The following is a 20,895-nucleotide window of genomic DNA, read 5'->3' as shown; positions in this document are numbered from 1 at the left end:
CGGTCAGTCCTCCGTCAGGTGGGCCAGGACGCTCGCGGGATCGGCGAGGAAGCGTTTGTAGAGCCGGACGTGGCCGAGCTCGTGGTAGGCGCGGCGCTCAAGGCCGTGCTCGGTGAGCTCGTAGAGGGTTGCGCCGGGCATCGCCATCAGCAGCGGCGAATGCGTTGCAAGCACGAACTGCGCTCCGCGGCGGGTAAGGTCGGCGATCGCGGCGATCGCTTCGAACTGCGTCTCGGGCGCGAGAGCAGCCTCCGGCTCATCCATGACGTAAATCCCGCGCGGCGAGAACCGGTGGCGCAGCAGCCGGATGACGGCCTGTCCGTGCGAGAGGTCGTGAAGGTCGGTTCCGCCATAAGAGCTGACGACGGGCGGTCCAAACGACGCCTCGCCGTCCAGCCGCCGCATCTCGGTCGCGACGTTGAAATAGGTGTCGGCGCGGTAGAAGAATGCATCCTTGTGGACCGGCGCGCCGGTGATCAGCCGGATCGTCCGGTGCAGCGGGGACAGCGTGTTCTCTGTCGAGAACGCGAAGTTGCGCGAGCCTCCCTCCGGGTTGCACCGGAGCTGCGTCGCGATCGCCTCCAGCAGCGTCGACTTGCCGGACCCGTTCGCGCCGACGAAGATCGTGACCGACGCGTTGAGGTCGAGCTCCTCGATCTGCGCGATCGCGGGAATGTCATAGGGGTAACCGCCGCGGTCCTCGACCTTGCTCCACTCGATCCGCAGGCCCCGCAGCATGCCGTCTCCTCACGCGTTTCGGCGGAGGATGCCCGGGGGCGGCGCGTCGCGAAACCTCAAAACGCCACGAACGCGCCCTAGGTGAGCGTCGACCGATCGACCGCCGCGCCCTAGTCTCCGGGCGCCGTCCCCCATGACGAGGCCCATTCCGCCGATGACTCGCCTTCTCGCCGCAGCCTTCCTCGCCAGCGCCGTTGTCGCCGGCCCCGCCTTCGCCCAGCAGCAGGCGGCGCCGATGGACGTCTCGCCCCCGCCCGGCGTCGCCGACGCCCAGCTGGCGGCGGCGAACCGCGGCGTGCCTGTGGCGAAGCTCGATCCGACGCAGCGCGCGACGCTCTCCCGCGTGAACACCTATTTCAACGCCCTGCAGCAGATGACGGCGAAGTTCGTGCAGGTCGGTCCGGACGGTCAGCGCACCACCGGCACGCTGTGGATGGACCGGCCGGGCAAGATCCGTTTCCAGTACGACAAGCCGAGCCCGCTCGAAATCATCGCCGACGGCAATTCGGTGGTGGTCCGAAACCGCCGGCTCAACACCCAGGACATGTACCCCCTCAGCCAGACGCCCTTGCGGTTCCTGCTCCAGAGCAAGGTCGATCTGCTCGGCGACGCCAACGTGCTCGGCGTGTTCCAGGAGCCGGAACTCGTCTCCGTGATCCTCGAGGAGAAGCGCTCGATCGGCGGCAAGGCCCAGCTCCAGCTCATGTTCGGCGGCGCGGACTACCAGCTTCAGCAATGGACGGTGACGGACGCGCAGGGCATGGAGACTTCGGTCGCCCTGTCGAACGTGGACACCTCCGCCAAGCCCGATCCGCGAATTTTCCGCATCAACCGCCAGGGCGTAGCGCGCCCGCCGAAGTAGGTTTTCGTCCTACGTAGAATCACGCATCAGGGCTCTTGACGCCGGGGCGCGGCGGGCCCATCTCGGATCTTGAGCGAGGCGAACGAGCCACAGACTGCGTCCCCCCGTCGCGTCTGCAGCCGCACCCCGCGTCGTCGGTCTTCCCCCGATGCCGACGAGAGAGCGCTTCGAGCGCAGAGACGCCCAGCCTTCCCCCCGAGGCTGGGCGTCTTTCTTTTTGGCGAGGTCGCTGGCGCCGCGGGGCGCGATGGCCTAAAGCCGGCCGAGCCCCTCCGACAGGTCGCCCGCCCCAGCCCATGCCGCTTCGCCTCGCCACCTGGAATATCAATTCGGTGCGCCTGCGCATCGGCCTCGTCGAGAAGCTCGTGCGCGAGCATCGGATCGACGTGCTCTGCCTGCAGGAGACCAAGTGCCCCGACGACAAGTTTCCGATGTCGGACGTGCGCAAGCTTGGCTTCGAGCACGTCGCGCTGCACGGCCAGAAGGGCTACCACGGGGTCGCGACCTTCTCGCGCTTCCCCTTCGTCACGACCGCCCGTGAGCGGTTCGCCGACAAGGACGACGCCCGGCATCTGGCCACCACCTTCGCGGCCGGCCCGCTCGAGGGCGTGACGGTGCACAACTTCTATGTGCCGGCCGGCGGCGACGAGCCGGACCCGATCGTCAACCCGAAGTTCGCCCACAAGCTGCAGTTCCTGTCCGAGCTGACCGACTGGTCGACGCGGATCGCGGACACCGGCCGGCGCATCATGGTCGGCGACCTCAACATCGCGCCGGACCCGAGCGACGTCTGGAACCACAAGCAGCTGCTCAAGATCGTCAGCCACACGCCGGTCGAGACCGAGGGCCTCGACGCCATGCGCGAGGCCGGCCGCTGGGTGGACACGGTGCGGAGCCACGTGCCGCATCCCGAGAAGCTTTATTCCTGGTGGAGCTACCGCGCCGCCGACTGGGAGGCCGTCGACCGCGGCCGCAGGCTCGACCACATCTGGGCGAGCGCGGATGTGGCCGCCCGCACCACCGGCGTCGAGACCCTGCGCTTCGCCCGCAGCTGGGAGCGCCCGTCCGACCACGTGCCGGTGATCGTCGACATCGTGTGAGGGGATCACGCGCGGCGAGCAGGGCTCTATGCGTGAAGATGATTCGCGCCGTCGCGGTCCCCCTCTCCCCTTGCGGGAGAGGGTAGGGGTGAGGGGTCGTCTGGATCATCCTCACCACGTTCAGGACGTCCCAGACGACCCCTCATCCGGCGCTTCGCGCCACCTTCTCCCACAGGGGGAGAAGGGAAGGCCCCCGCCAGAAGCCTACTCCGCGGCGTCCTGGCCGGCAGCGCTCTGGCCCGCTCCGCCGAAGCGGCGGTCGACGTAGGCCTCGACCATCTCCTTGAAGTCCTGCACCAGGTTCGGGCCGCGCAGCGTGGCGACCTTCTTGCCGTCGACGAACACCGGGGCGGTCGGGGCCTCGCCGGTGCCGGGGAGCGAGATGCCGATGTCGGCGTGCTTGGACTCGCCCGGGCCGTTCACGATGCAGCCCATGACGGCCACGTTCAGCGCCTCCGCGCCGGGGTAGCGCGCCTTCCACTCCGGCATGCGGTTGACGATGTAGGTCTGGACGTCGCGCGCGAGCTCCTGGAACACGGTCGACGTGGTTCGTCCGCAGCCGGGGCAGGCCGCGACCAGCGGCACGAAGGTCCGGAACCCCATGGTCTGCAGGATCTCCTGCGCGACCTTGACCTCGACCGTGCGGTCGCCGCCGGGCTCGGGCGTCAGCGAGACGCGGATGGTGTCGCCCACGCCCTGCTGCAGCAGCACGCCGAGCGCGGCCGAGGAGGCGACGATGCCCTTCGAGCCCATGCCGGCCTCGGTCAGTCCGAGGTGCAGCGCGTAGTCCGCGCGGCGCGACAGCTCGAGATAGACCGCGATCAGATCCTGCACGGCGGACACCTTAGCCGACAGAATGATCTTTTCCCGTGGCAGGCCGAGCTCTTCCGCGCGGGCGGCGGAGAGCAGCACGGAGCGGATCAGCGCCTCGCGCGTCACCTCACGCGCGTCCTTCGGCGCCGGCGCCGCGGCGTTCTCGTCCATGAGCCGGGTCAGCAGCTCGCCGTCGAGCGAACCCCAGTTGCCGCCGATGCGCACCGGTTTGTCGTTCCGCGCGGCGATCTCGACGATCTGCGCGAAGTGCCGGTCCTTCTTGGCGCCGAAGCCGACGTTGCCGGGGTTGATGCGGTACTTCGCGAGCGCCTCCGCGCAGGCCGGATGCTCCGACAGCAGCGTGTGGCCGATGTAGTGGAAGTCGCCCACCATCGGCACGGTCACGCCGCGGGCCGCCAGCCGGTCGCGGATGTGGGGCACGGCGGCTGCCGCCTCCGCACGGTCGACGGTGATGCGGACAAGCTCGGACCCGGCGCGCGCGAGCGCGGCGACCTGGCGCACGGTGCCCTCGATGTCGGCGGTGTCGGTGTTGGTCATCGACTGCACGACGATCGGCGCGCCGCCGCCGACGGTCACGCCGCCGACGTCGACCGCCCGCGCCGTCCGGCGCGGAGACAGCGCGGAGGGGCAGGAGGCGGGCTCGGGCAGGCAGGGATCGGACAGCGGAACTTCGGACAGGCGCGTCATCGCTTAATCCTCGTGCGCCCCTTCGGCGGCGCGGCAGTGGGCGCAGTCGCCGGCGATCTCGATCACCGGCGCGCGCGGGCGGAAGCCCGCGGCCTTGGTCAGTTCGTCGAGCGCGGCCCCGAGCTTCGGCGTCGCCGCCTCGCCGACCGCGCCGCAGCGCTCGCAGATGAGAAACACCACCGGCTGCCGGGCGTCCGGCCCATGATCGTGGCTGCAGGCGACGAAGGCGTTGCGGCTCTCGATGCGGTGGGCGAAGCCGTGGGCGAGCAGGAAGTCCAGCGCGCGATAGACCGTGATGGGCGCCGGCCGCCGCTCGCCGTCCTTGGCGAGCCGCTCGATGACCTCGTAGGCGCCTGCGGGCGCGTGGTCGGCGGCCAGCGCCTCCAGCACGCGGCGGCGGATCTCGGTGAGGCGCGCCCCTCGCGCCGCGCACAGCGCCTCGGCCCGGGCGATCACGTCGCGCGCGCAGACGTGATGGTCGTGGTCGGGACCCGCGAAGGCGTCGGCGTGGTCGTGTGTGGCGTGAGCCTGCGTCATCGGTCGGTTCATAGCACGGTTCGTGTGACGGCGCGTTGCGAAGGCCGGGGCGGCGCTCCAGATTGTCGCCGTCCAGGGACGGCTCGTCCGAGCCGCGAACGCATCAGGAGCGCGCCATGCTGAAGGGCAAGACGGCCGTCGTCACGGGTTCCACCAGCGGCATCGGGCTCGCGGTCGCCCGGGGGCTCGCGCAGGCTGGAGCGAACGTCGTGATCAACGGCTTCGGCGACAAGGGGGAGATCGAGGCGATCCGCTCCGCCATCGAGCAGGAGTTCGGCGTGACGGCGCTCTACGACGGCGCCGACATGAGCGATCCGAAGGCGATCGTCGCCATGGTCAAGGCCGCGGACGAACGCTTCGGCGGCGTCGACATCCTCGTCAACAACGCCGGCGTGCAGTTCGTGGCGCCGGTGGATGAATTCCCCGAGGACAAGTGGGACCAGATCATCGCGATCAACCTGTCCTCGGCGTTCCACGCCACCAAGGCGGCGCTGCCGTCCATGAAGCGCAAGGGCTGGGGCCGCATCGTCAACACCGGCTCGGCCCACGCGCTGGTGGCCTCGCCCTACAAGTCGGCTTACGTCGCGGCGAAGCATGGGATCGCGGGCTTCACCAAGTCCGTGGCGCTCGAGGTGGCGCAGCAGGGGATCACGGCCAACACCATCTGCCCTGGCTACGTCTGGACGCCGCTGGTCGAGCGCCAGATCCCCGACACGATGAAGGCCCGCGGCCTGACGGAGGAGCAGGTGAAGACCGACGTGCTGCTGGCGGCCCAGCCGACGAAGCAGTTCGTCACGGTCGATCAGGTCGCGGCCTTCGTGGTGTTTCTGTGCTCGGACGCCGCCTCCCAGATCACCGGCGCGACGCTGCCGATCGACGGGGGCTGGACGGCGGCCTGAGCGGTCTGCCGGCAGGGACCGATGTTGAAAACGCAGCGAGGCGGCGTCGCAGAACGACGCCGCCTCGCACGCTTGCTTCGACCGGGAATGGCGTGGCCGAAGCAATTCCGGTGATGATCGTCTGAAGGGGCGGTCTTCGTTCGCCGTCTCTTCATTGCTTCATCTTGAAATCAGAATTACGGCGGGATGCGTCCGGCTTCAATCAAATTCATCTCGAATTTTAGTTGATTTGGCGTCGTTTGTTGCTTGTGGTTAACGGAGGTTAAGCCAGTCTTTACCGGGCGCGTTAACGGCCGTTGACCATCTTCCGATCCTGGCGGCCTGGCTTCAGGCGGCGCGATCGGACCTCACGGCGGCGGCGCACCCGATGAGGCCGGCGACCTCGCTGGTGACGACGACCGTCGCCGTCTTGCGCATCAGCGCCTCGTGGGGGCGCTTCGCTTCGAACGCGGCGCGAAAGGCCGCGACGTCGAGCAGGCCGAGCAGCTTGGGCGCGACCCCGCCGCAGAGATAGACGCCGCCCTGGGCGCCGAAGGTCAGCGCCACGTCGCCGGCGAAGCGCGCGAGCAGACGCAGGAACAGCGCCACGGCCTCCGCCGCACTTGCGTCGCCCGCCTCCGCCTGCGCGACGATCTCGGCCGGTTCGAGGTCGGGCGGCGCGGCGCCTTCGACGGCGGCGAGCGCTTCGTGCAGCCGGCGCAGGCCGGGGCCCGAGAGCACGTGCTCGGCCGAGATGCGGCCAAAACCCCGCCGGATGAGCGCGAAGATCGCGAACTCGCGGGCGTCGACCGCCGCGAGTTCGATGTGCCCGCCCTCGCTCGGAACCGGTAGCCACGCGCCGTCGGTCAGGAGCAGGCCCGCCACGCCGAGCCCGGTGCCCGGGCCGAGCGCGGCCTTCGACGCCGCGTTGGAGGGGGCGACGTCGCCGATCGGCGTGGTTTCGCCGGCCTGGAAATGAGGAAGCGCGGAGGCCTGGGCCACAAAGTCGTTGAGCAGGGCGACGTGGTCCAGTCCCAGGCGGGTCTGGAGCGCGTCGGCGTCGATCGGCCAATCCCGGTTCGTGAGCTTCGCCGCCCGCCCGGCGACCGGCCCCGCCAGAGCGAAAGCGGCCCGTTTCGGGCGTTCCGCCGCCCCATCGAGATAGGCCGCCACAGCCTCCTCGAACGAGGAGTGATCGTCGTTCCTGATGGTCCGCACACCGTCGGGACGAAGGTCGCCTTGGGCCACGAGCCCGAAGCGCGAGTTGGTGCCGCCGATGTCGCCGACGAGAAGGGTCACGGAACCTCCGGAGCCAAGTATGACGCGGGCGTCTTAGCCGAGATCGAACAGCCGCACGCGCTTCAACTTCACGAAGGGCCGCACGGCCTCCTCGAACGCGCGGCCGGCGGCGGTCCGGTCGTGCGCCGCGGCCGCCTGGTCGTCGGCGTAGAGCGCGGAGGTGAGGAAAAAGCCCGGCGCCTCGGGGTCCTCGGCGATCGCCACCCCGCGGCACGCGGGGTCGGCGCGCTCGACCTCGTTCGCGCTCGCGAACACAGCGGCGCGAAAGGCCGCTATGTGTTCGGGGTCGACTTCGAAGACGGTGGCGACAAGCTTCATCTGCGCCGACATAGTGCGGCCTCGCCCGCCGCCCATACCGCTCCCGGACCCAGCTCTTCGCAAATGCGTCACATCAACGACTTCACGCCGGACGACCTCGCCGCCCGCGTCCTGCATCGGGACGGGCTGATGCTCGTCGTCGATAAGCCGGCTGGCCTGCCCGTTCACGCCGGTCCGAAGGGCGGCGCGAATCTCGAGCAGATGTTCGACGCCCTGCGGTTCGGCCTGCCTCGGAATCCCGCGCTCGCCCACCGGCTCGACAAGGACACCAGCGGCTGCCTCGTCCTCGGCCGCCACCGCAAGGCGCTCGCCCGGCTCGGCAAGCTGTTTTCGAACGGGCGGGTGGCGAAGACCTACTGGGCGGTGGTCCGCGGCGCCCCCGAGGCGGACGAGGGCCGGATCGACGCGGCGCTCGCCAAGCGCAGTCCCGAGCGGGGCTGGTGGATGGCGGTCGATCCCGCGGGGCAGCCCTCCGTGACCGAATGGAAGGTGATGGCGCGCGGCGCCGGCCTGGCCTGGATCGCCTTCTCCCCGCTCACCGGCCGCACCCACCAGATCCGCGTGCACGCCGCCCACATCGGCCTGCCGCTGCTCGGCGATCCGATCTACGGCGCGGAGGCGGCCGGCGGCGCGGCGCTCCATCTCCACGCCCGCGCGCTGTCGATCCCGATGCGCGAGAAGCTGCCGCCGGTGGTGGTGGAGGCGCCGCTGCCGCCGCACATGGCGGCGACCTTCGCCGCGCTTGGCTGGGAGGCGCCGGCGCCCATATCCACGGGAGACGTCGCGCCTATATAGCGCGGAGATCTCGCCGCCTCATCGAAGGATCGACGCCGATGGCCCGCTGCCTCGTGCTGCTCAACCCGCGCGCGGGAACGCTGAAGGATCTCGCTGGAGACGGCGACGGCGCGGACGCCGCAGAGCGGGTGCGCAAGGCCTTCGCGGCGGCCGGCAAGGATGTGGACGTGCGCCTGGTCCCGCCGCGCGATCTCGGCGGTGTGCTGGACGAGCTCAACGCCGCCGACGCCCACGACGAAATCATCGTCGGCGGCGGCGACGGCTCGCTCTCCCGATCGCTGCGGAAGCTGATCTCGTCGGGCAAGACCTTCGGCGTGCTGCCGTTCGGCACGATGAACCTGCTGGCCCGCGACCTCGGCGTGCCGCAGCAGGTGGAGGAGGCGATCTCAGCACTCGCGCGCTCCGAGCCTCAGATGATCGACCTCGCCTCCATCAACGGGCGGCCGTTCCACTCGATCTCCGGCCTCGGGTTCTTCGCGCAGATGGCGCGGGCGCGGGAGGCGGCGCGGGGGCTGAAGGGCTTCGGTCGCTACGCCGGGTTCAGCTTCGCGGCGCTGCGGGCGTTCTTCCGCTCGGGTCGCTCGCGCTACACGCTCGTCATCGACGGCGCGCCGATCAAGGTGGACGCGACCGCGGTGCTCGTCACCAACAACGCGTTTGGCGACGGCGCCTGGCGGCGACCGCGGCTCGACGCGGGCGAACTTGAGATCATCGTGGCCCACGCCGGAACGATGAAGGAGCGCCTGCGGCTCGGCCTCGACGTCGTGGCCGGCGGATGGCGGACCAACCCGCTGATCGAGTCGTTCCGCGCCAGCAAGGTCGAGGTGACGAAGTCATGGCGCCGCCGCGCCTGGGTCGCGACCGACGGCGAGCTCACCCGCGAGACTATGCCGGTGGTCTACGAGACGCTGCCGAAGGCGGCCCGGATGATGGTCCCGCTGAGTTCGGCGGCCGTTCTTGCGGAGCTGGCGCCGTCGGCGGGCGAACCCGGCGTCGAGACGCCGGCGCCGGCGCAGTCGGTCGCCGGCTGACGCCTTACGCGGCGGCCTGGGTCTCGTCGCTCGCGGGCAGGCTCCGCGCGTCATGCGCGTCGCCGCCGTGCAGCTTGTGGAGCACTTCGCGGATGCCGGCGTCGTGGGTCTCCGCGACCTGGCGGATCTCCTCGGCGTCGGACAGCACGCGCTGGGCGTGGAACACGTGCTCGCGCACGCGGATCATCACCATGGCGTTGTGGAACGAGAGCATCAGGGCGCGCTCGCCCTCGAGCATGGGCCGCTTCGCGAGCGACGGCAAACCTTCCTCGCGGCGCCATTCGTCCAGCATGGCGGTCCAGATCGGCCAGCAGCGGTTGGCGCTGGCGAAGATGGGGCCGGGGTAATTGTCGAGGCCGGCGCGGAAGAGCAGGCGGGTCGCCGTGCAGGTCATGTGCGACACCATGCCTTCGTAGACCGCGGACGTCCGCTCCACCATCGGCAGGTTCGCCATGGACTTAAGCGTCTCGAGCGCGCCTTCAGCCCAGTGGTCGCGGAACACTTCGGCGAACACGGCGTCGATCAGGTCGGTCTTGCGGTCGAAGTAGCGATAGAGCAGCGCCTGCGTCACGCCGATTGAGGCGGCGAGATCGCGCGTGGGGCCGCTGAAGCCGTTGTCCGCGAAGAAGGTGCAGGCGGCGGCGATGATCTGCGCGCGCCGGGCGTCGCCCGCGAGACGAGGCGCGCGGCGACGAGGCTGAGCGGGGAGGCCCGCTGCCATGGGGGAGGACGACATATGGAGCATCCCAACGTTCGCGGCCGCAAAACGAGCGGCTGATCTGTCGAACACAATGCGCGCTTGACCGCCCCCCCGACCAGACGGGTAAAACACTTAGCGGCGCTATGTCGCACTCATTCTTCTGTCTAACGGATGGTCGACCGCCGGGGGAGGGGGTTGGAATCGTTTAAAATCAGCGGTTTATAAACCGAGCCGACGCTGGCGGGACCGGCTTCGCACGCCGCCGGATTGTGCGGCTGCGGTGGCAAGCTCCGTGATCCGCGCGTCTCAGATATTCGTCTCAGAGGGGGGTCTGCGACATTGCGCTGCAGCGCAGCGTCCGCTAACCCCATCCGGCGCATACTTCGAAGAGGTCCAAAAAGCGATGGCGTCGTCGAAGGCCGGTTCGAACCGGCCGCTGTCCCCGCACCTCCAGATCTACCGTCCGATGCTGTCGATGATGATGTCGATCGTGCATCGCATCACAGGTGCGGCGCTCTACGTCGGGTCCATCCTGCTGGTGATCTGGCTGGTCGCCGCGGCGTCGGGCCCCTCGGCCTTCGAGACCATCCAGTCGATCTACGGGTCGATCCTCGGCCAGCTCGTGCTGTTCTGCTACACTTGGGCCCTGATCCATCACGGCCTCGGCGGCGTCCGGCATCTGATCTGGGACACCGGCCGCGGCTTCGATCACCAGAGCCGCGAGCGCCTGATCAAGGGCGGTCTGATCGGCTCGATCGCGCTCACCGTGCTGATCTGGGTCGTGGTCTACGCGACCCATGGCGCGACCGGCTGAAGGAGGCACCCATGCGCACCCCCCTCGGCCAGGTCCGCGGACTCGGCGCCGCCCGTTCCGGCACCGACCATTTCTGGCTTCAGCGGCTGACCGCCGTCTCCAATCTCGTGCTGTCGACGGTCTTCGTCGGCGTGCTGGTGTCGCTCGCCGGCGACAGCCATGCGAGCGTCGTCGCGACCCTGTCGAATCCGATCGTCGCGATCCTGATGCTGCTGTTCGTGATCTCGGTCGTGGTCCACATGCGTATCGGCATGCAGGTGATCATCGAGGATTACGTCCATGCGGAGCTGCCCAAGCTGCTTCTGCTGATGGGCAACACCTTTTTCGCGATCGTCGTCGGTCTGTCGGCGGTCTTCGCGCTTCTGAAGATCAGTTTCGGAGTCTGACGCCATGGCCGACGCCGCGAAGCCGAACGGCGCTCCCGGTCTCAACGGCCGGGCCTATCCCTTCATCGACCACGCCTTCGACGTCGTCGTCGTCGGCGCCGGCGGCGCGGGCCTGCGCGCCGTGGTCGGCTGCTCGGAAGCCGGCCTGAAGACCGCCTGCATCACCAAGGTGTTTCCGACCCGCTCGCACACCGTGGCGGCGCAGGGCGGCATCTCGGCCGCGCTCGGCAACATGGGCGAGGACGACTGGCGCTTCCACATGTACGACACCGTCAAGGGCTCCGACTGGCTCGGGGACCAGGACGCGATCGAGTACCTCGTGCGCAACGCGCCGGCCGCGGTCTACGAGCTGGAGCACTGGGGCGTGCCGTTCTCCCGCACGGAGGAGGGCAAGATCTACCAGCGCCCGTTCGGCGGCATGACGACCCATTACGGCAAGGGCACGGCCCAGCGCACCTGCGCGGCCGCCGACCGCACCGGCCACGCCATCCTGCACACGCTCTACGGCGCGGCGCTGAAGGCCAAGGCCGAGTTCTTCATCGAATACTTCGCCATCGACCTGATGATGGACGAGGAGGGCGCCTGCGTCGGCGTCATCGCGCTGAAGATGGACGACGGCACGCTGCACCGCTTCCGCAGCCACAAGACCATCCTCGCGACCGGCGGCTACGGCCGGGCCTACTTCTCCGCCACCTCCGCCCACACCTGCACCGGCGACGGCAACGCCATGGTGCTGCGCGCCGGCCTGCCGCTGCAGGACATGGAGTTCGTGCAGTTCCACCCGACCGGCATCTACGGCGCGGGTTGCCTGATCACCGAAGGCGCCCGCGGCGAGGGCGGCTATCTCACGAACTCCGAGGGCGAGCGCTTCATGGAGCGCTACGCGCCCTCCGCGAAGGATCTCGCCTCCCGCGACGTGGTCTCCCGTTCGATGACGGTCGAGATCCGCGAGGGCCGCGGCGTCGGCAAGAACAAGGATCACATCTACCTGCACCTCGACCACCTCGATCCGAAGATCCTGCACGAGCGCCTGCCGGGCATCTCGGAGAGCGCGAAGGTGTTCGCGGGCGTGGACCTCACCAAGGAGCCGATCCCCGTGCTGCCGACCGTGCACTACAACATGGGCGGCATCCCCACGAACTTTCACGGCGAGGTGCTGACCAAGTCGAACGGCGACCCGGACACCGTGGTGCGCGGCCTGATGGCGCTGGGCGAGGCGGCCTGCGTGTCGGTGCACGGCGCCAACCGCCTGGGCTCGAACTCGCTGATCGACCTCGTGGTGTTCGGCCGCGCCGCCGCCGACCGCTGCGCCGCGACCATGGAGCCGAACGCGACCCACCGCGAGCCCCAGGCGTCCTACTCCGAGCCCGCGATCGCCCGGCTCGACCGCCTGCGCAACGCCTCCGGCGGCACCTCGACCGCGGAGCTTCGCCTCCAAATGCAGAAGGTCATGCAGTCGAACTGCGCGGTGTTCCGCACCGGCGAGGTGCTGCAGGAGGGCCACGGCCTCATCCACGAGGTGTGGTCGGGCGCGGAGGACGTGCGGATCGCCGACCGCTCGCTGGTCTGGAACTCGGACCTGATCGAGACGCTCGAGTTCGACAACCTGATCGCCCAGGCCGTTGTCACCATGGACAGCGCGGTCAACCGCAAGGAGAGCCGCGGCGCCCACGCCCGCGAGGACTTCCCGGACCGCGACGACAAGGAATGGATGAAGCACACGCTCGCCTGGGCGGACGTGGCGAAGCGGCAGGTCTCGATCGATTACCGGCCGGTCCACACCTACACGATGACCAACGACATCCAGTACATCGAGCCCAAGGCGCGGGTGTACTGAACCGATGACCGCCGCGCCTTCGACCGGAACGCTCCGCGAACGTTTCGCCTTCGGCGACGACGTGGTGGCGTTCGATTCCCTCGGCGACGGTCCGCCGCTGGTGATGGCGCACGGCACGCCGTTCTCGTCCTTCGTCTGGCGGCGCATCGCCCCGATCCTCGCGGTCGAGCGACGGGTGGTGCTGTTCGACCTCATCGGCTACGGCCAGTCGTCGAAGCGCGATGGGCAGGACGTTTCGCTGGGTCGGCAGGGCGAGATGTTGGCGGCTCTCCTCAAGCACCTGGGCCTCGATCGGCCCGACGTGCTGGCGCATGACTTCGGCGGAGCAACGTCGCTGCGCGCGCACCTCCTTCACGGCGCGGACTACCGGTCATTGACGCTGGTCGACCCGGTCGCGCTCGCGCCCTGGGGCTCGCCGTTCGTGCGGCATGTGCGCGAGCACGAGGCGGCCTTCTCGGGCATGCCGGATTACATTCACGAGGCGGCCCTCGACGCTTATCTGAAGGGCGCAGCGCACCGGCCGCTGGCGGCCGATGCGCTCGAGGGGTACGCGGCGCCCTGGCGCGGCGAGACCGGGCGCCCGGCCTTCTATCGCCAGATCGCGCAGATGGATCAGCGGTTCACCGACGAGATCGAAACCCGCTATGGCGACGTCCGCTGCCCCGTACAGCTTCTGTGGGGGGATCGGGACGCCTGGATCCCCATCGAGCGCGGCGAAGAACTCGCGCGCCGCCTGACCGGCGGCGCTCTCATCCGCGTCCCCGAAGCGGGCCACCTTGTGCAGGAAGACGCGCCCGAAGCGATCGTCGCCGCGCTCCTGCGTTTCCTGCCCTCGCCGCAATTGGCGGCGGCCTGACCGAACCGGAAACCGTAAATCCATGGTTCAGCTCAACCTTCCCAAGAACTCCCGCATCGTCGGCGGCAAGTCCTGGCCGAAGCCGGCCGGCGCGAAGACCACGACCGAATTCAAGGTCTACCGCTGGAATCCGGAGGACGGGCAGAATCCGCGGGTCGACACCTTCTATGTCGATCGTGAGGACTGCGGGCCGATGGTCCTCGACGGGCTGATCTACATCAAGTCCAAGATCGACTCGACGCTGACCTTCCGCCGCTCGTGTCGCGAGGGCATCTGCGGCTCCTGCGCGATGAACATCGACGGCACCAACACGCTCGCCTGCACCAAGGGCATGGACGACTGCGCCTCGGGCGGGACGGTGAAGATCTACCCGCTGCCGCACATGCCGGTGGTGAAGGACCTCGTTCCGGACCTCACCCAGTTCTACGCCCAGCATGCGTCCGTGGAGCCCTGGCTCAAGACCGACACCCGCGCGCCGGGCGATGAGTGGAAGCAGTCCCGCGACGACCGCGAGAAGCTCGACGGCCTCTACGAGTGCATCCTCTGCGCCTGCTGCTCCACCTCGTGCCCGAGCTACTGGTGGAACGGCGACCGCTACCTCGGTCCCGCCGCGCTGCTGCAGGCCTACCGCTGGCTGATCGACAGCCGCGACGAGGCGACCGGCGAGCGGCTGGACGACCTCGAAGACCCGTTCAAGCTCTACCGCTGCCACACCATCATGAATTGCGCCAAGGCCTGCCCCAAGGGGCTGAACCCCGCCAAGGCGATCGCCGAGATCAAGGGCATGATGGTCGCGCGGCAGTTCTGAGGCCGGCGCGGGGGCGGGCGATGGCTTCCGACGCGCTGGTCACCGTGGCCGTCTGTCACGGCTACCCCGCCGCCGCGACCGCACAGTCGGCTTTGGAGGCCGAAGGGGTCTCTGTCACCGTCGTCGGCGGCGGGTTCGCCTCGCTCGACTGGCATATGCTTCCGGCCCTGGGCGGCATCGAGATCCGGACGTCCGCAGGCGACGCCGAACGCGCCCGAGCGCGCCTTGCGGGCGAGACTCCGCCGTTGCGCGAGTCGCGCGCGTTCTGGGCCGCGCCGATCCGCAACGCCGCGACGTTTTTCCTCGTGCTCTATGTCGCAGGGGTCGCCGTTCCGTTCTGGATACGGCGAACGCCTGCGACGGACATCGTGGAATCCGCCTGAATTTTAGGCGTGCCTAGCGCTCGAAAGCCGTCCCCTTCCGACCCACGTCGATCGAACGATCAACGCGTGTCAGGGAGGTTGTGATGAACGACGTGGTCGACCAGGACCGTCCGTGGACGGTGGAGAACGTGCAGGACCTTCAGGCGCTCGCCCGCGAGAAGGTGCCTGCAAGCGTGATCGCCATGCGGCTGCGTCGCTCGCAGGGCGACGTCCACGCCAAGGCGTCCGAGCTCGGCCTCACGCTGATCGCCGAGTAGCTCAGCTCCACGCCGGAGACGTGAACAGCGTCGCCGTCGCGAGGAAGCCGAGGCTCCACACCCCCGAGCGCAGGGTCGGGCGGTCCGCGAGATAGCAGGCGACGTAGGCGATCCTGAGCAGGATGAAGGCGACCGCGAGCGCGTTCGCCGTGGTGAGATCCGCGCCCTGCGTCACCGCGACCAGCGCCGCCGCCGCGAACAGCGGGAACACCTCGAAGCCGTTCTGCTGGGCGGCGACGGCGCGCTTGCGCCAACCGCTCAGGCTATCCGCCCAGCCGCGCGGGTTCGCGTTGTCGAAGTTGCGGTCGCTCCATTTGGCGAGGCCGACCGTGAAAATCGGCAGAATACCGGCGATCAGCACGCACCAGAGCGTCAGGGGCATCGCGGGTCTCCAGGGCGAGTGACGGAAGCGCCTCGCTTTCCTCAGGGCCAGATACGGGCTCTCGCGCGGGTGGACCACCGCCGAGCGTCGGGTTGCGATCCTGAGCGCAGGGCGGAATGGTCGGCGAAGCGATTTTGTTGGAGACCGCAATGTCCGATCCCCGTCCTCTGCTCCCGCCTGTGTCCGACGCCGAGGCTGACCCCCGCGTGACCGCCGTGTTCGACGACATCCGGGCGGTTCGCAGGACCGACCTCGTCAACAACTTCTGGCGGGCGCTCGCGAACGACCCGGCGGCGCTGGAGCGGACCTGGGCCGAGGTGAAGGCGGTGATGGGCGACGGCGCGCTCGATCCGCTGACCAAGGAGCTCGTCTACATCGCGGTCTCGGTGACGAACGGCTGCGAGTACTGCATCCGCTCCCACACCGCCGGCGCCCTCGCCAAGGGGCTCGACGACGCCGGCCTCGCCGAGCTGCTGTCCGTGATCGCTCTCGCGAACAAGACCAACGCCCTTGTCAACGGCCTGCGGCCGCCGGTGGACGCGGCGTTCCGCTGAGGAGCGCGCGCCCGTCGGGACGCGCGCTCCCGGACGTCAGGCTTATGGCCCGCGCGTCACTTCGACGGAGCGGCCTCGATCTGCGCCAGAAGCGCCTTCATCTCCGCGATCTCGCGCTCCTGCGCGGCGACGATCCGCTCGGCCAGCTCCCGCGCCGCGGCGTTTTTGCCGTGCTTGAGTTCGATCCGCGCCATGTCGAGCGCTCCCTCGTGATGGGGGATCATGGCGCGCAGGAAGTCCGCGTCGGCGTCGCCGCTGAGCGGCAGCGTCATCGCCTCATGCATCTTGCTGTTCGCGGCGCGGAAGGCCGCGGACGCCGGGCTTTCCCCGGCGGTCGCGCTTCCGTGCCCCTGATGGCCGGACGCGTCGTGCTGGTCCGCCGCCGCAGGCGTCGCGAGGGCGAGGGTCGCGGCGCAGAGAAGGGCCGCCTTGAAGGACGTCATGTGAGTGCTCCATCTGAGTGTTGAGGTGAGGGCGCAGGTGCGCCCGAGGCGTCAGACGGAGCGGGGCGGCGGGCTCGCCATGTCGGGCGTATGGCTTTTCCGCACGCCCAGCGCGCGCCAGAGGTCGGAGGTCTCGCCTTCGGACCGCGGGGCGAGCGCCGCGGCCAAGGCCGCGGGCAGCGCGGCGCAGACGGACAGGCAGTGGGACGCGCGGTCGACGGGATGGGCGGCGGCATGCTCGCCATGCATCGAGGCGACGGCCACAGGCGCATGTCCGCCGGGCGCGCAGACGTAAGGCGTCGTCCAGGCGCACACCGCGAGAACCGCCACGCACAGGGCGACCGTCAGGATCTTCAGCCGTTTCACAGGGCTAGGATTAGGCCGCCCGGAAGCGGCCCACAAGCCGCGCGCGATCGCGCTCAAGCGCCGAGTTCTTCGCGGCGGGGCCTTGCCGCCGCCGCGGCGCGCCTCAGCCCGCGCCTGCGCCGATCGTCAGTCGCGCCACCAGTACTCCCGCATGTTGCCGCGCTTGCCCGTGGAGAAGTCGTACATCGACTGCTGCTCCTGTTCCTGGGTCTGGTAGCGCGGGCCGTAGGGCGTGTCCGGCGCGTAAGCTCGCCTCTCCCGGACGCCGCTGAACGGCCGCCAGGCGTCGTCCGGCGCGCGGTTGTAGACGCGCGCGTCGTGTCGGGCGTGGGTCTTCGTCTGGCCCGCGTGGGCTGCGGCGACGCTGGCGGCGAGGAGGCCGAGGGCGAGACAGAGCGCGGTGCGCACGCGGCGGATCCTTTCTGTTGAGGCGGCGGACGGCGACATCCGGCTTCCGTCCGAGGCGCAGGAGAAACGCCGCCGACGACCGCCGCGTTCCTGGGCCTCCGCAGATGTGATGCGCGCTCGACGAAGGTCTGTCCCACGATCGGACCGCATGACGGGTCCCCGATCGTCTGGTAAGCGACGGTCGTCCCTCTCGGACCGCGGCCGATCTCCGCGCTCCGCCACCCCGCGAGGCGTCGCGTCCCTGCGATGACCGAAACCACCACCCAGCGCTACGAAGCGCTCGTCCGATCGGGCGCGCTCGATCGCGATCCGGCGCAGGAGGCGGTGGTGCGTCGCCTGGGCGAGCTTGACCAGGCGCTGCGCGACCGCGGGCGCGGCAAGTCCGGAGCGCTCGGCTGGCTGTTCGCCAAGCGCGCCGCCGAACCCTTGCGCGGCCTCTACGTCTGGGGCGACGTCGGCCGCGGCAAGACGCGGCTGATGGACCTGTTCTTCGAGTCCGTTCCGGTCGCGAAGAAGCGCCGCGCGCATTTCCACGATTTCATGATCGACGTGCACGCCCGCATCCATGCGGCCCGCGCGGACGCGAAGGTCGGCAAGGGGCCTGCCGGCGACGTGATCCCGCCGGTCGGCGAGGCGCTCGCGGCGGAAGCGACGCTGCTGTGTTTCGACGAGTTTCACGTCACCGACATCGCCGACGCCATGATCCTCGCGCGGTTGTTCGAGCGCCTGTTCGCCGCCGGCGTCACGGTGGTCGCCACCTCCAACGTGCCGCCGCAGGATCTCTACAAGGACGGCCTCAACCGCTCGCTGTTCACGCCCTTCATCAAGATGCTCGAGCAGCGCATGGAGGTGGTGAAGCTGGCCTCGCCCACCGATTTCCGCCGCGAGAAGCTGGGCGACACGGGCGTGTGGCACACGCCGGCCGACGCCCGCGCCGAAGCCGCTCTCGATCAGGCGTTCCGCGCGCTTGCGGGCTCCGACGGCGCGCCGGGCGTGCTCGACGTGCAGGGCCGCCACGTGGCGCTGCCGCGGGTGTCGAACGGCGTGGCCCGCGCGAGCTTCGACGATCTCTGCGCGAGACCGCTCGGCGCCGCCGACTACATCGCGATCGCACGCCGCTATCACACGCTTGTGCTCGACCGGGTGCCGACATTGGACGAGGGCCGCCGCAACGAGGCGCGCCGCTTCATGACGATGGTCGACGCGCTCTACGAGCATCACGTCAAGCTGGTGGCCTCGGCCGAGGCGGAGCCGGACGGTCTCTGGGGCGGGACCGAGGGCTACGAGACCTTCGGCTTCGCCCGGACCGCCTCGCGCCTGGTCGAAATGCGCTCCGACGCCTGGCTCGATCGTCCCCATGGACGGCCCGACAGCGCGGCGAGCGGAAGCGCTGCGGGGCTGGTCGAAACGTGAGCCTGCCTTACTCTTTGCTCGACCTCGCAATGCGAGATCGCAGCGCACAATTCACAGGTCCGATCACTTGAACGGATTGCTCAATCGCGATAGTCGAAGGGCCGCCGCCCACAAGCGGCAAAATGCCTCGCCCCTTCGGCAGGTCGTACGACCAAAGAGGAACTGACAGACATGGCGCGCAGCAAGATCGCACTCGTGGGTTCTGGCCAGATCGGCGGCACGCTCGCCCATCTCGTGGGTCTCAAAGAACTCGGCGACGTGGTGCTGTTCGACATCGTCGACGGCGTTCCCCAGGGCAAGGCGCTCGACATCGCCCAGAGCTCCCCGGTCGACGGCTTCGACAGCGCGCTGTCCGGCGTGTCGTCCTACGAAGGGATCGCCGACGCTGACGTGGTGATCGTCACCGCCGGCGTGCCGCGCAAGCCCGGCATGAGCCGCGACGACCTGATCGGCATCAACCTCAAGGTGATGGAGCAGGTCGGCGCCGGCATCGCGAAGTATGCGTCGGACGCCTTCGTGATCTGCATCACCAACCCGCTCGACGCCATGGTGTGGGCGCTGCAGCAGGCCTCGGGCCTGCCGCCGGAGAAGGTCGTCGGCATGGCCGGCGTGCTGGACAGCTCGCGTTTCCGCTACTTCCTGGCCGACGAGTTCAAGGTCTCGGTCGAGGACGTCACCGCCTTCGTGCTGGGCGGCCACGGCGACACCATGGTGCCGCTCGCGCGCTACTCCACGGTCGCCGGCATCCCGCTGCCGGACCTCGTGAAGATGGGCTGGACGACCCAGGAGCGCCTCGACCAGATCATCCAGCGCACCCGCGACGGCGGCGCCGAGATCGTCGGCCTGCTGAAGACCGGCTCGGCCTTCTACGCGCCGGCCGCCTCGGCCATCGCGATGGCCGAGAGCTACCTCAAGGACAAGAAGCGCGTGCTGCCCTGCGCCGCCTACCTGACGGGGCAGTACGGGGTGGACGGCATCTACGTCGGCGTGCCCGTCGTGATCGGCGCCGGCGGCGTGGAGAAGATCGTCGAGATCGAGCTGCAGGGCGACGAGAAGGCCGGCTTCGACAAGTCGGTCGGGGCCGTGAAGGGCCTGATCGACGCCTGCAAGCAGATCGCGCCGAACCTCGGCAAGTAAAAGGGCCGGGGCTAAAGCGACACGGGGGCGGACGTCATGCGGCCGGAAGGCGCCGACGGGAGCTGCGATGGACGACCTGGACCTGTCCGACCTGGCCGACGGCCTGAAGGACTGGCCGGACGGACCGAACCCCGGCAGGGGGCCGGTCCGTCGCGTGGTCGACGGGGCGACCGCGCTCGCGGGCGGTCTCCTCGGACCGCTGTTCGCGCTGGCCGCGCTCTTCTCCGGTTTCGGGCCGGGCGAGCCGTCCGACCGTTTCGTGAACGGCGTCCTGCCCCCGATCGTCATGGGCGCGTCGCTGACCGCGTTTCTTCTTCTGGTGCACGCCATCCTGGCCTCCGTGGCCAACGGCGTGGACCGCTTGGTCGTCCAGCGTCGCCGCAAGGCCGTGCGCGGGCGGCGTGGAGCGGCCCCGCCGTCCGGCGGGGCGCCCTCACTCAGGCCTCAGGGACACTTCGATGAACATCCATGAGTACCAGGCCAAGGCGCTGCTGCGGACCTTCGGCGTTCCGGTCCCGACGGGCTTCCCGATCCTCGTCGCCGCGGACGCCGACACGGCGATCGCCGGCCTCGACGGTCCTGTCTGGGTGGTGAAGTCGCAGATCCACGCGGGCGGCCGCGGCAAGGGCACGTTCAAGGAGCCCGAGGCGGGCGAGAAGGGCGGCGTCCGGCTCGCCAAGTCGCCGGAAGAGGCGAAGGAATTCGTTGGCCAGATGCTTGGCAAGACGCTGGTGACGCTGCAGACCGGCCCCGCCGGCAAGCAGGTGAATCGCCTCTACGTCGAGGAAGGCTCCGACATCGCCAAGGAGTTCTATCTGTCGGCCCTCGTCGATCGCGATTCCGGCCATGTGGCCTTCGTCGTCTCGACCGAAGGCGGCATGAACATCGAGGATGTGGCGCACGACACACCCGAGAAGATCCACACGGTGACCGTGGATCCCGCGACCGGCGTGCAGCCGCATCATGGGCGGACGGTTGCGAAGGCGCTGGGGCTTTCGGGCGACCTCGCCAAGCAGGCGGGCTCGGTGGTCGAGAAGCTCTACGGGGCGTTCGTCGCGACCGACATGGCGAT

27 protein-coding genes are annotated in these 20,895 nt (G+C 69.5%); 17 read left to right on the top strand and 10 right to left on the bottom strand.

All coding sequences use genetic code 11. The features are described 5' to 3' along the window. Nucleotides 1-3: 3 nt before the first annotated feature. Nucleotides 4-738, bottom strand: a complete 735-nt coding sequence (locus JOD31_RS18130; protein ID WP_204951849.1) for an AAA family ATPase — start codon at nt 736-738, stop codon at nt 4-6. 154 nt (nt 739-892) lie between these two features. Here JOD31_RS18130 and JOD31_RS18125 point away from each other — a divergent pair, with 154 nt between their 5' ends. Both JOD31_RS18125 and JOD31_RS18120 read left to right on the top strand, forming a co-directional pair. Further along, a complete protein-coding gene (locus JOD31_RS18125) occupies nt 893-1,600 on the top strand; it encodes an outer-membrane lipoprotein carrier protein LolA (protein ID WP_204951848.1) in 708 nt (235 codons plus the stop codon). A gap of 296 nt (nt 1,601-1,896) precedes the next feature. Further along, nucleotides 1,897-2,700, top strand: a complete 804-nt coding sequence (locus JOD31_RS18120) for an exodeoxyribonuclease III (RefSeq protein ID WP_204951847.1) — start codon at nt 1,897-1,899, stop codon at nt 2,698-2,700. Nucleotides 2,701-2,904: 204 nt separating this feature from the next. Here JOD31_RS18120 and ispG read toward each other — a convergent pair whose 3' ends face one another. Both ispG and JOD31_RS18110 read right to left on the bottom strand, forming a co-directional pair. Continuing rightward, complete coding sequence (ispG, locus tag JOD31_RS18115) at nt 2,905-4,221, bottom strand: flavodoxin-dependent (E)-4-hydroxy-3-methylbut-2-enyl-diphosphate synthase (protein WP_204951846.1); 1,317 nt, start codon at nt 4,219-4,221, stop codon at nt 2,905-2,907. 3 nt (nt 4,222-4,224) lie between these two features. Continuing rightward, a complete protein-coding gene (locus tag JOD31_RS18110) occupies nt 4,225-4,758 on the bottom strand; it encodes a transcriptional repressor (protein WP_246482592.1) in 534 nt (177 codons plus the stop codon). A gap of 116 nt (nt 4,759-4,874) precedes the next feature. On the opposite strand from JOD31_RS18110, the gene JOD31_RS18105 reads away from it, so the two are divergent. Further along, complete coding sequence (locus JOD31_RS18105; protein WP_204951844.1) at nt 4,875-5,657, top strand: 3-hydroxybutyrate dehydrogenase; 783 nt, start codon at nt 4,875-4,877, stop codon at nt 5,655-5,657. Between the two features lie 327 nt (nt 5,658-5,984). Here the strand turns inward: JOD31_RS18105 and glk are convergent, their stop codons facing one another. Next, on the bottom strand, nt 5,985-6,935 hold the full coding sequence (gene glk, locus JOD31_RS18100; protein ID WP_204951843.1) for a glucokinase: 951 nt from the start codon (nt 6,933-6,935) through the stop codon (nt 5,985-5,987). A 33-nt stretch (nt 6,936-6,968) separates the two neighbouring features. Then, nucleotides 6,969-7,265, bottom strand: coding sequence for an antibiotic biosynthesis monooxygenase (locus tag JOD31_RS18095; protein WP_020186830.1), 297 nt, complete (start codon nt 7,263-7,265; stop codon nt 6,969-6,971). 51 nt (nt 7,266-7,316) lie between these two features. Between JOD31_RS18095 and JOD31_RS18090 the strand changes: the two genes are divergently transcribed. Next, complete coding sequence (locus JOD31_RS18090; RefSeq protein WP_204951842.1) at nt 7,317-8,048, top strand: RluA family pseudouridine synthase; 732 nt, start codon at nt 7,317-7,319, stop codon at nt 8,046-8,048. 38 nt (nt 8,049-8,086) lie between these two features. Then, nucleotides 8,087-9,079 carry a diacylglycerol/lipid kinase family protein gene (locus JOD31_RS18085; RefSeq protein WP_204951841.1) on the top strand — a complete coding sequence of 331 codons (993 nt, stop codon included), beginning with the start codon at nt 8,087-8,089 and terminating at the stop codon, nt 9,077-9,079. Between the two features lie 4 nt (nt 9,080-9,083). Here the strand turns inward: JOD31_RS18085 and JOD31_RS18080 are convergent, their stop codons facing one another. Further along, on the bottom strand, nt 9,084-9,815 hold the full coding sequence (locus JOD31_RS18080) for a TetR/AcrR family transcriptional regulator (RefSeq protein WP_246482591.1): 732 nt from the start codon (nt 9,813-9,815) through the stop codon (nt 9,084-9,086). Between the two features lie 367 nt (nt 9,816-10,182). Here JOD31_RS18080 and sdhC point away from each other — a divergent pair, with 367 nt between their 5' ends. The 7 genes from sdhC (at nt 10,183) to JOD31_RS18045 (ending at nt 15,120) form a co-directional block, all read left to right on the top strand. Continuing rightward, nucleotides 10,183-10,593 (top strand): succinate dehydrogenase, cytochrome b556 subunit, encoded by a 411-nt coding sequence (sdhC, locus tag JOD31_RS18075; RefSeq protein ID WP_204951839.1) that lies wholly within the window; start codon nt 10,183-10,185, stop codon nt 10,591-10,593. An 11-nt stretch (nt 10,594-10,604) separates the two neighbouring features. Further along, on the top strand, nt 10,605-10,979 hold the full coding sequence (sdhD, locus tag JOD31_RS18070) for a succinate dehydrogenase, hydrophobic membrane anchor protein (protein ID WP_204951838.1): 375 nt from the start codon (nt 10,605-10,607) through the stop codon (nt 10,977-10,979). A gap of 4 nt (nt 10,980-10,983) precedes the next feature. After that, on the top strand, nt 10,984-12,816 hold the full coding sequence (sdhA, locus tag JOD31_RS18065; protein WP_204951837.1) for a succinate dehydrogenase flavoprotein subunit: 1,833 nt from the start codon (nt 10,984-10,986) through the stop codon (nt 12,814-12,816). A gap of 4 nt (nt 12,817-12,820) precedes the next feature. Further along, nucleotides 12,821-13,672, top strand: coding sequence for an alpha/beta fold hydrolase (locus JOD31_RS18060; RefSeq protein ID WP_204951836.1), 852 nt, complete (start codon nt 12,821-12,823; stop codon nt 13,670-13,672). A gap of 22 nt (nt 13,673-13,694) precedes the next feature. Next, nucleotides 13,695-14,480, top strand: coding sequence for a succinate dehydrogenase iron-sulfur subunit (locus tag JOD31_RS18055; protein ID WP_204951835.1), 786 nt, complete (start codon nt 13,695-13,697; stop codon nt 14,478-14,480). Between the two features lie 20 nt (nt 14,481-14,500). Further along, on the top strand, nt 14,501-14,863 hold the full coding sequence (locus JOD31_RS18050; protein WP_204951834.1) for a hypothetical protein: 363 nt from the start codon (nt 14,501-14,503) through the stop codon (nt 14,861-14,863). Between the two features lie 83 nt (nt 14,864-14,946). After that, complete coding sequence (locus JOD31_RS18045; RefSeq protein ID WP_020186820.1) at nt 14,947-15,120, top strand: hypothetical protein; 174 nt, start codon at nt 14,947-14,949, stop codon at nt 15,118-15,120. 1 nt (nt 15,121) lies between these two features. Here JOD31_RS18045 and JOD31_RS18040 read toward each other — a convergent pair whose 3' ends face one another. Next, nucleotides 15,122-15,502 (bottom strand): MAPEG family protein, encoded by a 381-nt coding sequence (locus tag JOD31_RS18040; protein ID WP_204951833.1) that lies wholly within the window; start codon nt 15,500-15,502, stop codon nt 15,122-15,124. Nucleotides 15,503-15,651: 149 nt separating this feature from the next. On the opposite strand from JOD31_RS18040, the gene JOD31_RS18035 reads away from it, so the two are divergent. Beyond that, a complete protein-coding gene (locus JOD31_RS18035) occupies nt 15,652-16,056 on the top strand; it encodes a carboxymuconolactone decarboxylase family protein (RefSeq protein WP_204951832.1) in 405 nt (134 codons plus the stop codon). Between the two features lie 56 nt (nt 16,057-16,112). Here JOD31_RS18035 and copM read toward each other — a convergent pair whose 3' ends face one another. The 3 genes from copM to JOD31_RS18020 all read right to left on the bottom strand — a co-directional run bounded on the left by copM (nt 16,113) and on the right by JOD31_RS18020 (nt 17,273). Beyond that, nucleotides 16,113-16,499: a CopM family metallochaperone gene (gene copM, locus JOD31_RS18030; protein ID WP_204951831.1), complete on the bottom strand. Its 387-nt coding sequence runs from the start codon at nt 16,497-16,499 to the stop codon at nt 16,113-16,115. Nucleotides 16,500-16,550: 51 nt separating this feature from the next. After that, the gene (locus tag JOD31_RS18025; protein WP_204951830.1) at nt 16,551-16,865 is read right to left on the bottom strand and encodes a hypothetical protein; all 315 of its coding nucleotides are present in this window, start codon (nt 16,863-16,865) and stop codon (nt 16,551-16,553) included. A gap of 126 nt (nt 16,866-16,991) precedes the next feature. Further along, nucleotides 16,992-17,273 (bottom strand): hypothetical protein, encoded by a 282-nt coding sequence (locus JOD31_RS18020; RefSeq protein WP_204951829.1) that lies wholly within the window; start codon nt 17,271-17,273, stop codon nt 16,992-16,994. A 246-nt stretch (nt 17,274-17,519) separates the two neighbouring features. Between JOD31_RS18020 and zapE the strand changes: the two genes are divergently transcribed. The 4 genes from zapE to JOD31_RS18000 form a co-directional block, all read left to right on the top strand. Beyond that, nucleotides 17,520-18,686, top strand: coding sequence for a cell division protein ZapE (gene zapE / locus JOD31_RS18015; RefSeq protein WP_204951828.1), 1,167 nt, complete (start codon nt 17,520-17,522; stop codon nt 18,684-18,686). A gap of 171 nt (nt 18,687-18,857) precedes the next feature. Continuing rightward, on the top strand, nt 18,858-19,823 hold the full coding sequence (mdh, locus tag JOD31_RS18010) for a malate dehydrogenase (protein ID WP_204951827.1): 966 nt from the start codon (nt 18,858-18,860) through the stop codon (nt 19,821-19,823). A 67-nt stretch (nt 19,824-19,890) separates the two neighbouring features. After that, nucleotides 19,891-20,295, top strand: a complete 405-nt coding sequence (locus tag JOD31_RS18005) for a hypothetical protein (RefSeq protein WP_204951826.1) — start codon at nt 19,891-19,893, stop codon at nt 20,293-20,295. Beyond that, nucleotides 20,282-20,895, top strand: a 614-nt coding sequence (locus tag JOD31_RS18000) for an ATP-grasp domain-containing protein (RefSeq protein WP_338100625.1), incomplete at its 3' end; no start/stop codon positions are given. The genes JOD31_RS18005 and JOD31_RS18000, both read left to right, overlap by 14 nt.

The organism is Methylopila capsulata (genome assembly GCF_016907975.1).
Classification (GTDB): domain Bacteria; phylum Pseudomonadota; class Alphaproteobacteria; order Rhizobiales; family Methylopilaceae; genus Methylopila; species Methylopila capsulata.
Note: the sequence above shows the minus strand (reverse complement) of the source record. Positions and strands in the feature narration are given on the sequence as shown.

Excerpts from the sequence above, each read along its gene's own strand:
- JOD31_RS18130 (WP_204951849.1), bottom strand. The coding sequence starts at position 738 with ATGCTGCGGGGCCTGCGGATCGAGTGGAGCAAGGTCGAGGACCGCGGC.
- JOD31_RS18125 (WP_204951848.1), top strand. The coding sequence starts at position 893 with ATGACTCGCCTTCTCGCCGCAGCCTTCCTCGCCAGCGCCGTTGTCGCC.
- JOD31_RS18120 (WP_204951847.1), top strand. The coding sequence starts at position 1,897 with ATGCCGCTTCGCCTCGCCACCTGGAATATCAATTCGGTGCGCCTGCGC.
- ispG (WP_204951846.1), bottom strand. The coding sequence starts at position 4,221 with ATGACGCGCCTGTCCGAAGTTCCGCTGTCCGATCCCTGCCTGCCCGAG.
- JOD31_RS18110 (WP_246482592.1), bottom strand. The coding sequence starts at position 4,758 with ATGACGCAGGCTCACGCCACACACGACCACGCCGACGCCTTCGCGGGT.
- JOD31_RS18105 (WP_204951844.1), top strand. The coding sequence starts at position 4,875 with ATGCTGAAGGGCAAGACGGCCGTCGTCACGGGTTCCACCAGCGGCATC.
- JOD31_RS18095 (WP_020186830.1), bottom strand. The coding sequence starts at position 7,265 with ATGTCGGCGCAGATGAAGCTTGTCGCCACCGTCTTCGAAGTCGACCCC.
- JOD31_RS18090 (WP_204951842.1), top strand. The coding sequence starts at position 7,317 with ATGCGTCACATCAACGACTTCACGCCGGACGACCTCGCCGCCCGCGTC.
- JOD31_RS18085 (WP_204951841.1), top strand. The coding sequence starts at position 8,087 with ATGGCCCGCTGCCTCGTGCTGCTCAACCCGCGCGCGGGAACGCTGAAG.
- JOD31_RS18080 (WP_246482591.1), bottom strand. The coding sequence starts at position 9,815 with ATGTCGTCCTCCCCCATGGCAGCGGGCCTCCCCGCTCAGCCTCGTCGC.
- sdhC (WP_204951839.1), top strand. The coding sequence starts at position 10,183 with ATGGCGTCGTCGAAGGCCGGTTCGAACCGGCCGCTGTCCCCGCACCTC.
- sdhD (WP_204951838.1), top strand. The coding sequence starts at position 10,605 with ATGCGCACCCCCCTCGGCCAGGTCCGCGGACTCGGCGCCGCCCGTTCC.
- sdhA (WP_204951837.1), top strand. The coding sequence starts at position 10,984 with ATGGCCGACGCCGCGAAGCCGAACGGCGCTCCCGGTCTCAACGGCCGG.
- JOD31_RS18060 (WP_204951836.1), top strand. The coding sequence starts at position 12,821 with ATGACCGCCGCGCCTTCGACCGGAACGCTCCGCGAACGTTTCGCCTTC.
- JOD31_RS18055 (WP_204951835.1), top strand. The coding sequence starts at position 13,695 with ATGGTTCAGCTCAACCTTCCCAAGAACTCCCGCATCGTCGGCGGCAAG.
- JOD31_RS18050 (WP_204951834.1), top strand. The coding sequence starts at position 14,501 with ATGGCTTCCGACGCGCTGGTCACCGTGGCCGTCTGTCACGGCTACCCC.
- JOD31_RS18045 (WP_020186820.1), top strand. The coding sequence starts at position 14,947 with ATGAACGACGTGGTCGACCAGGACCGTCCGTGGACGGTGGAGAACGTG.
- JOD31_RS18040 (WP_204951833.1), bottom strand. The coding sequence starts at position 15,502 with ATGCCCCTGACGCTCTGGTGCGTGCTGATCGCCGGTATTCTGCCGATT.
- JOD31_RS18035 (WP_204951832.1), top strand. The coding sequence starts at position 15,652 with ATGTCCGATCCCCGTCCTCTGCTCCCGCCTGTGTCCGACGCCGAGGCT.
- copM (WP_204951831.1), bottom strand. The coding sequence starts at position 16,499 with ATGACGTCCTTCAAGGCGGCCCTTCTCTGCGCCGCGACCCTCGCCCTC.
- zapE (WP_204951828.1), top strand. The coding sequence starts at position 17,520 with ATGACCGAAACCACCACCCAGCGCTACGAAGCGCTCGTCCGATCGGGC.
- mdh (WP_204951827.1), top strand. The coding sequence starts at position 18,858 with ATGGCGCGCAGCAAGATCGCACTCGTGGGTTCTGGCCAGATCGGCGGC.
- JOD31_RS18005 (WP_204951826.1), top strand. The coding sequence starts at position 19,891 with ATGGACGACCTGGACCTGTCCGACCTGGCCGACGGCCTGAAGGACTGG.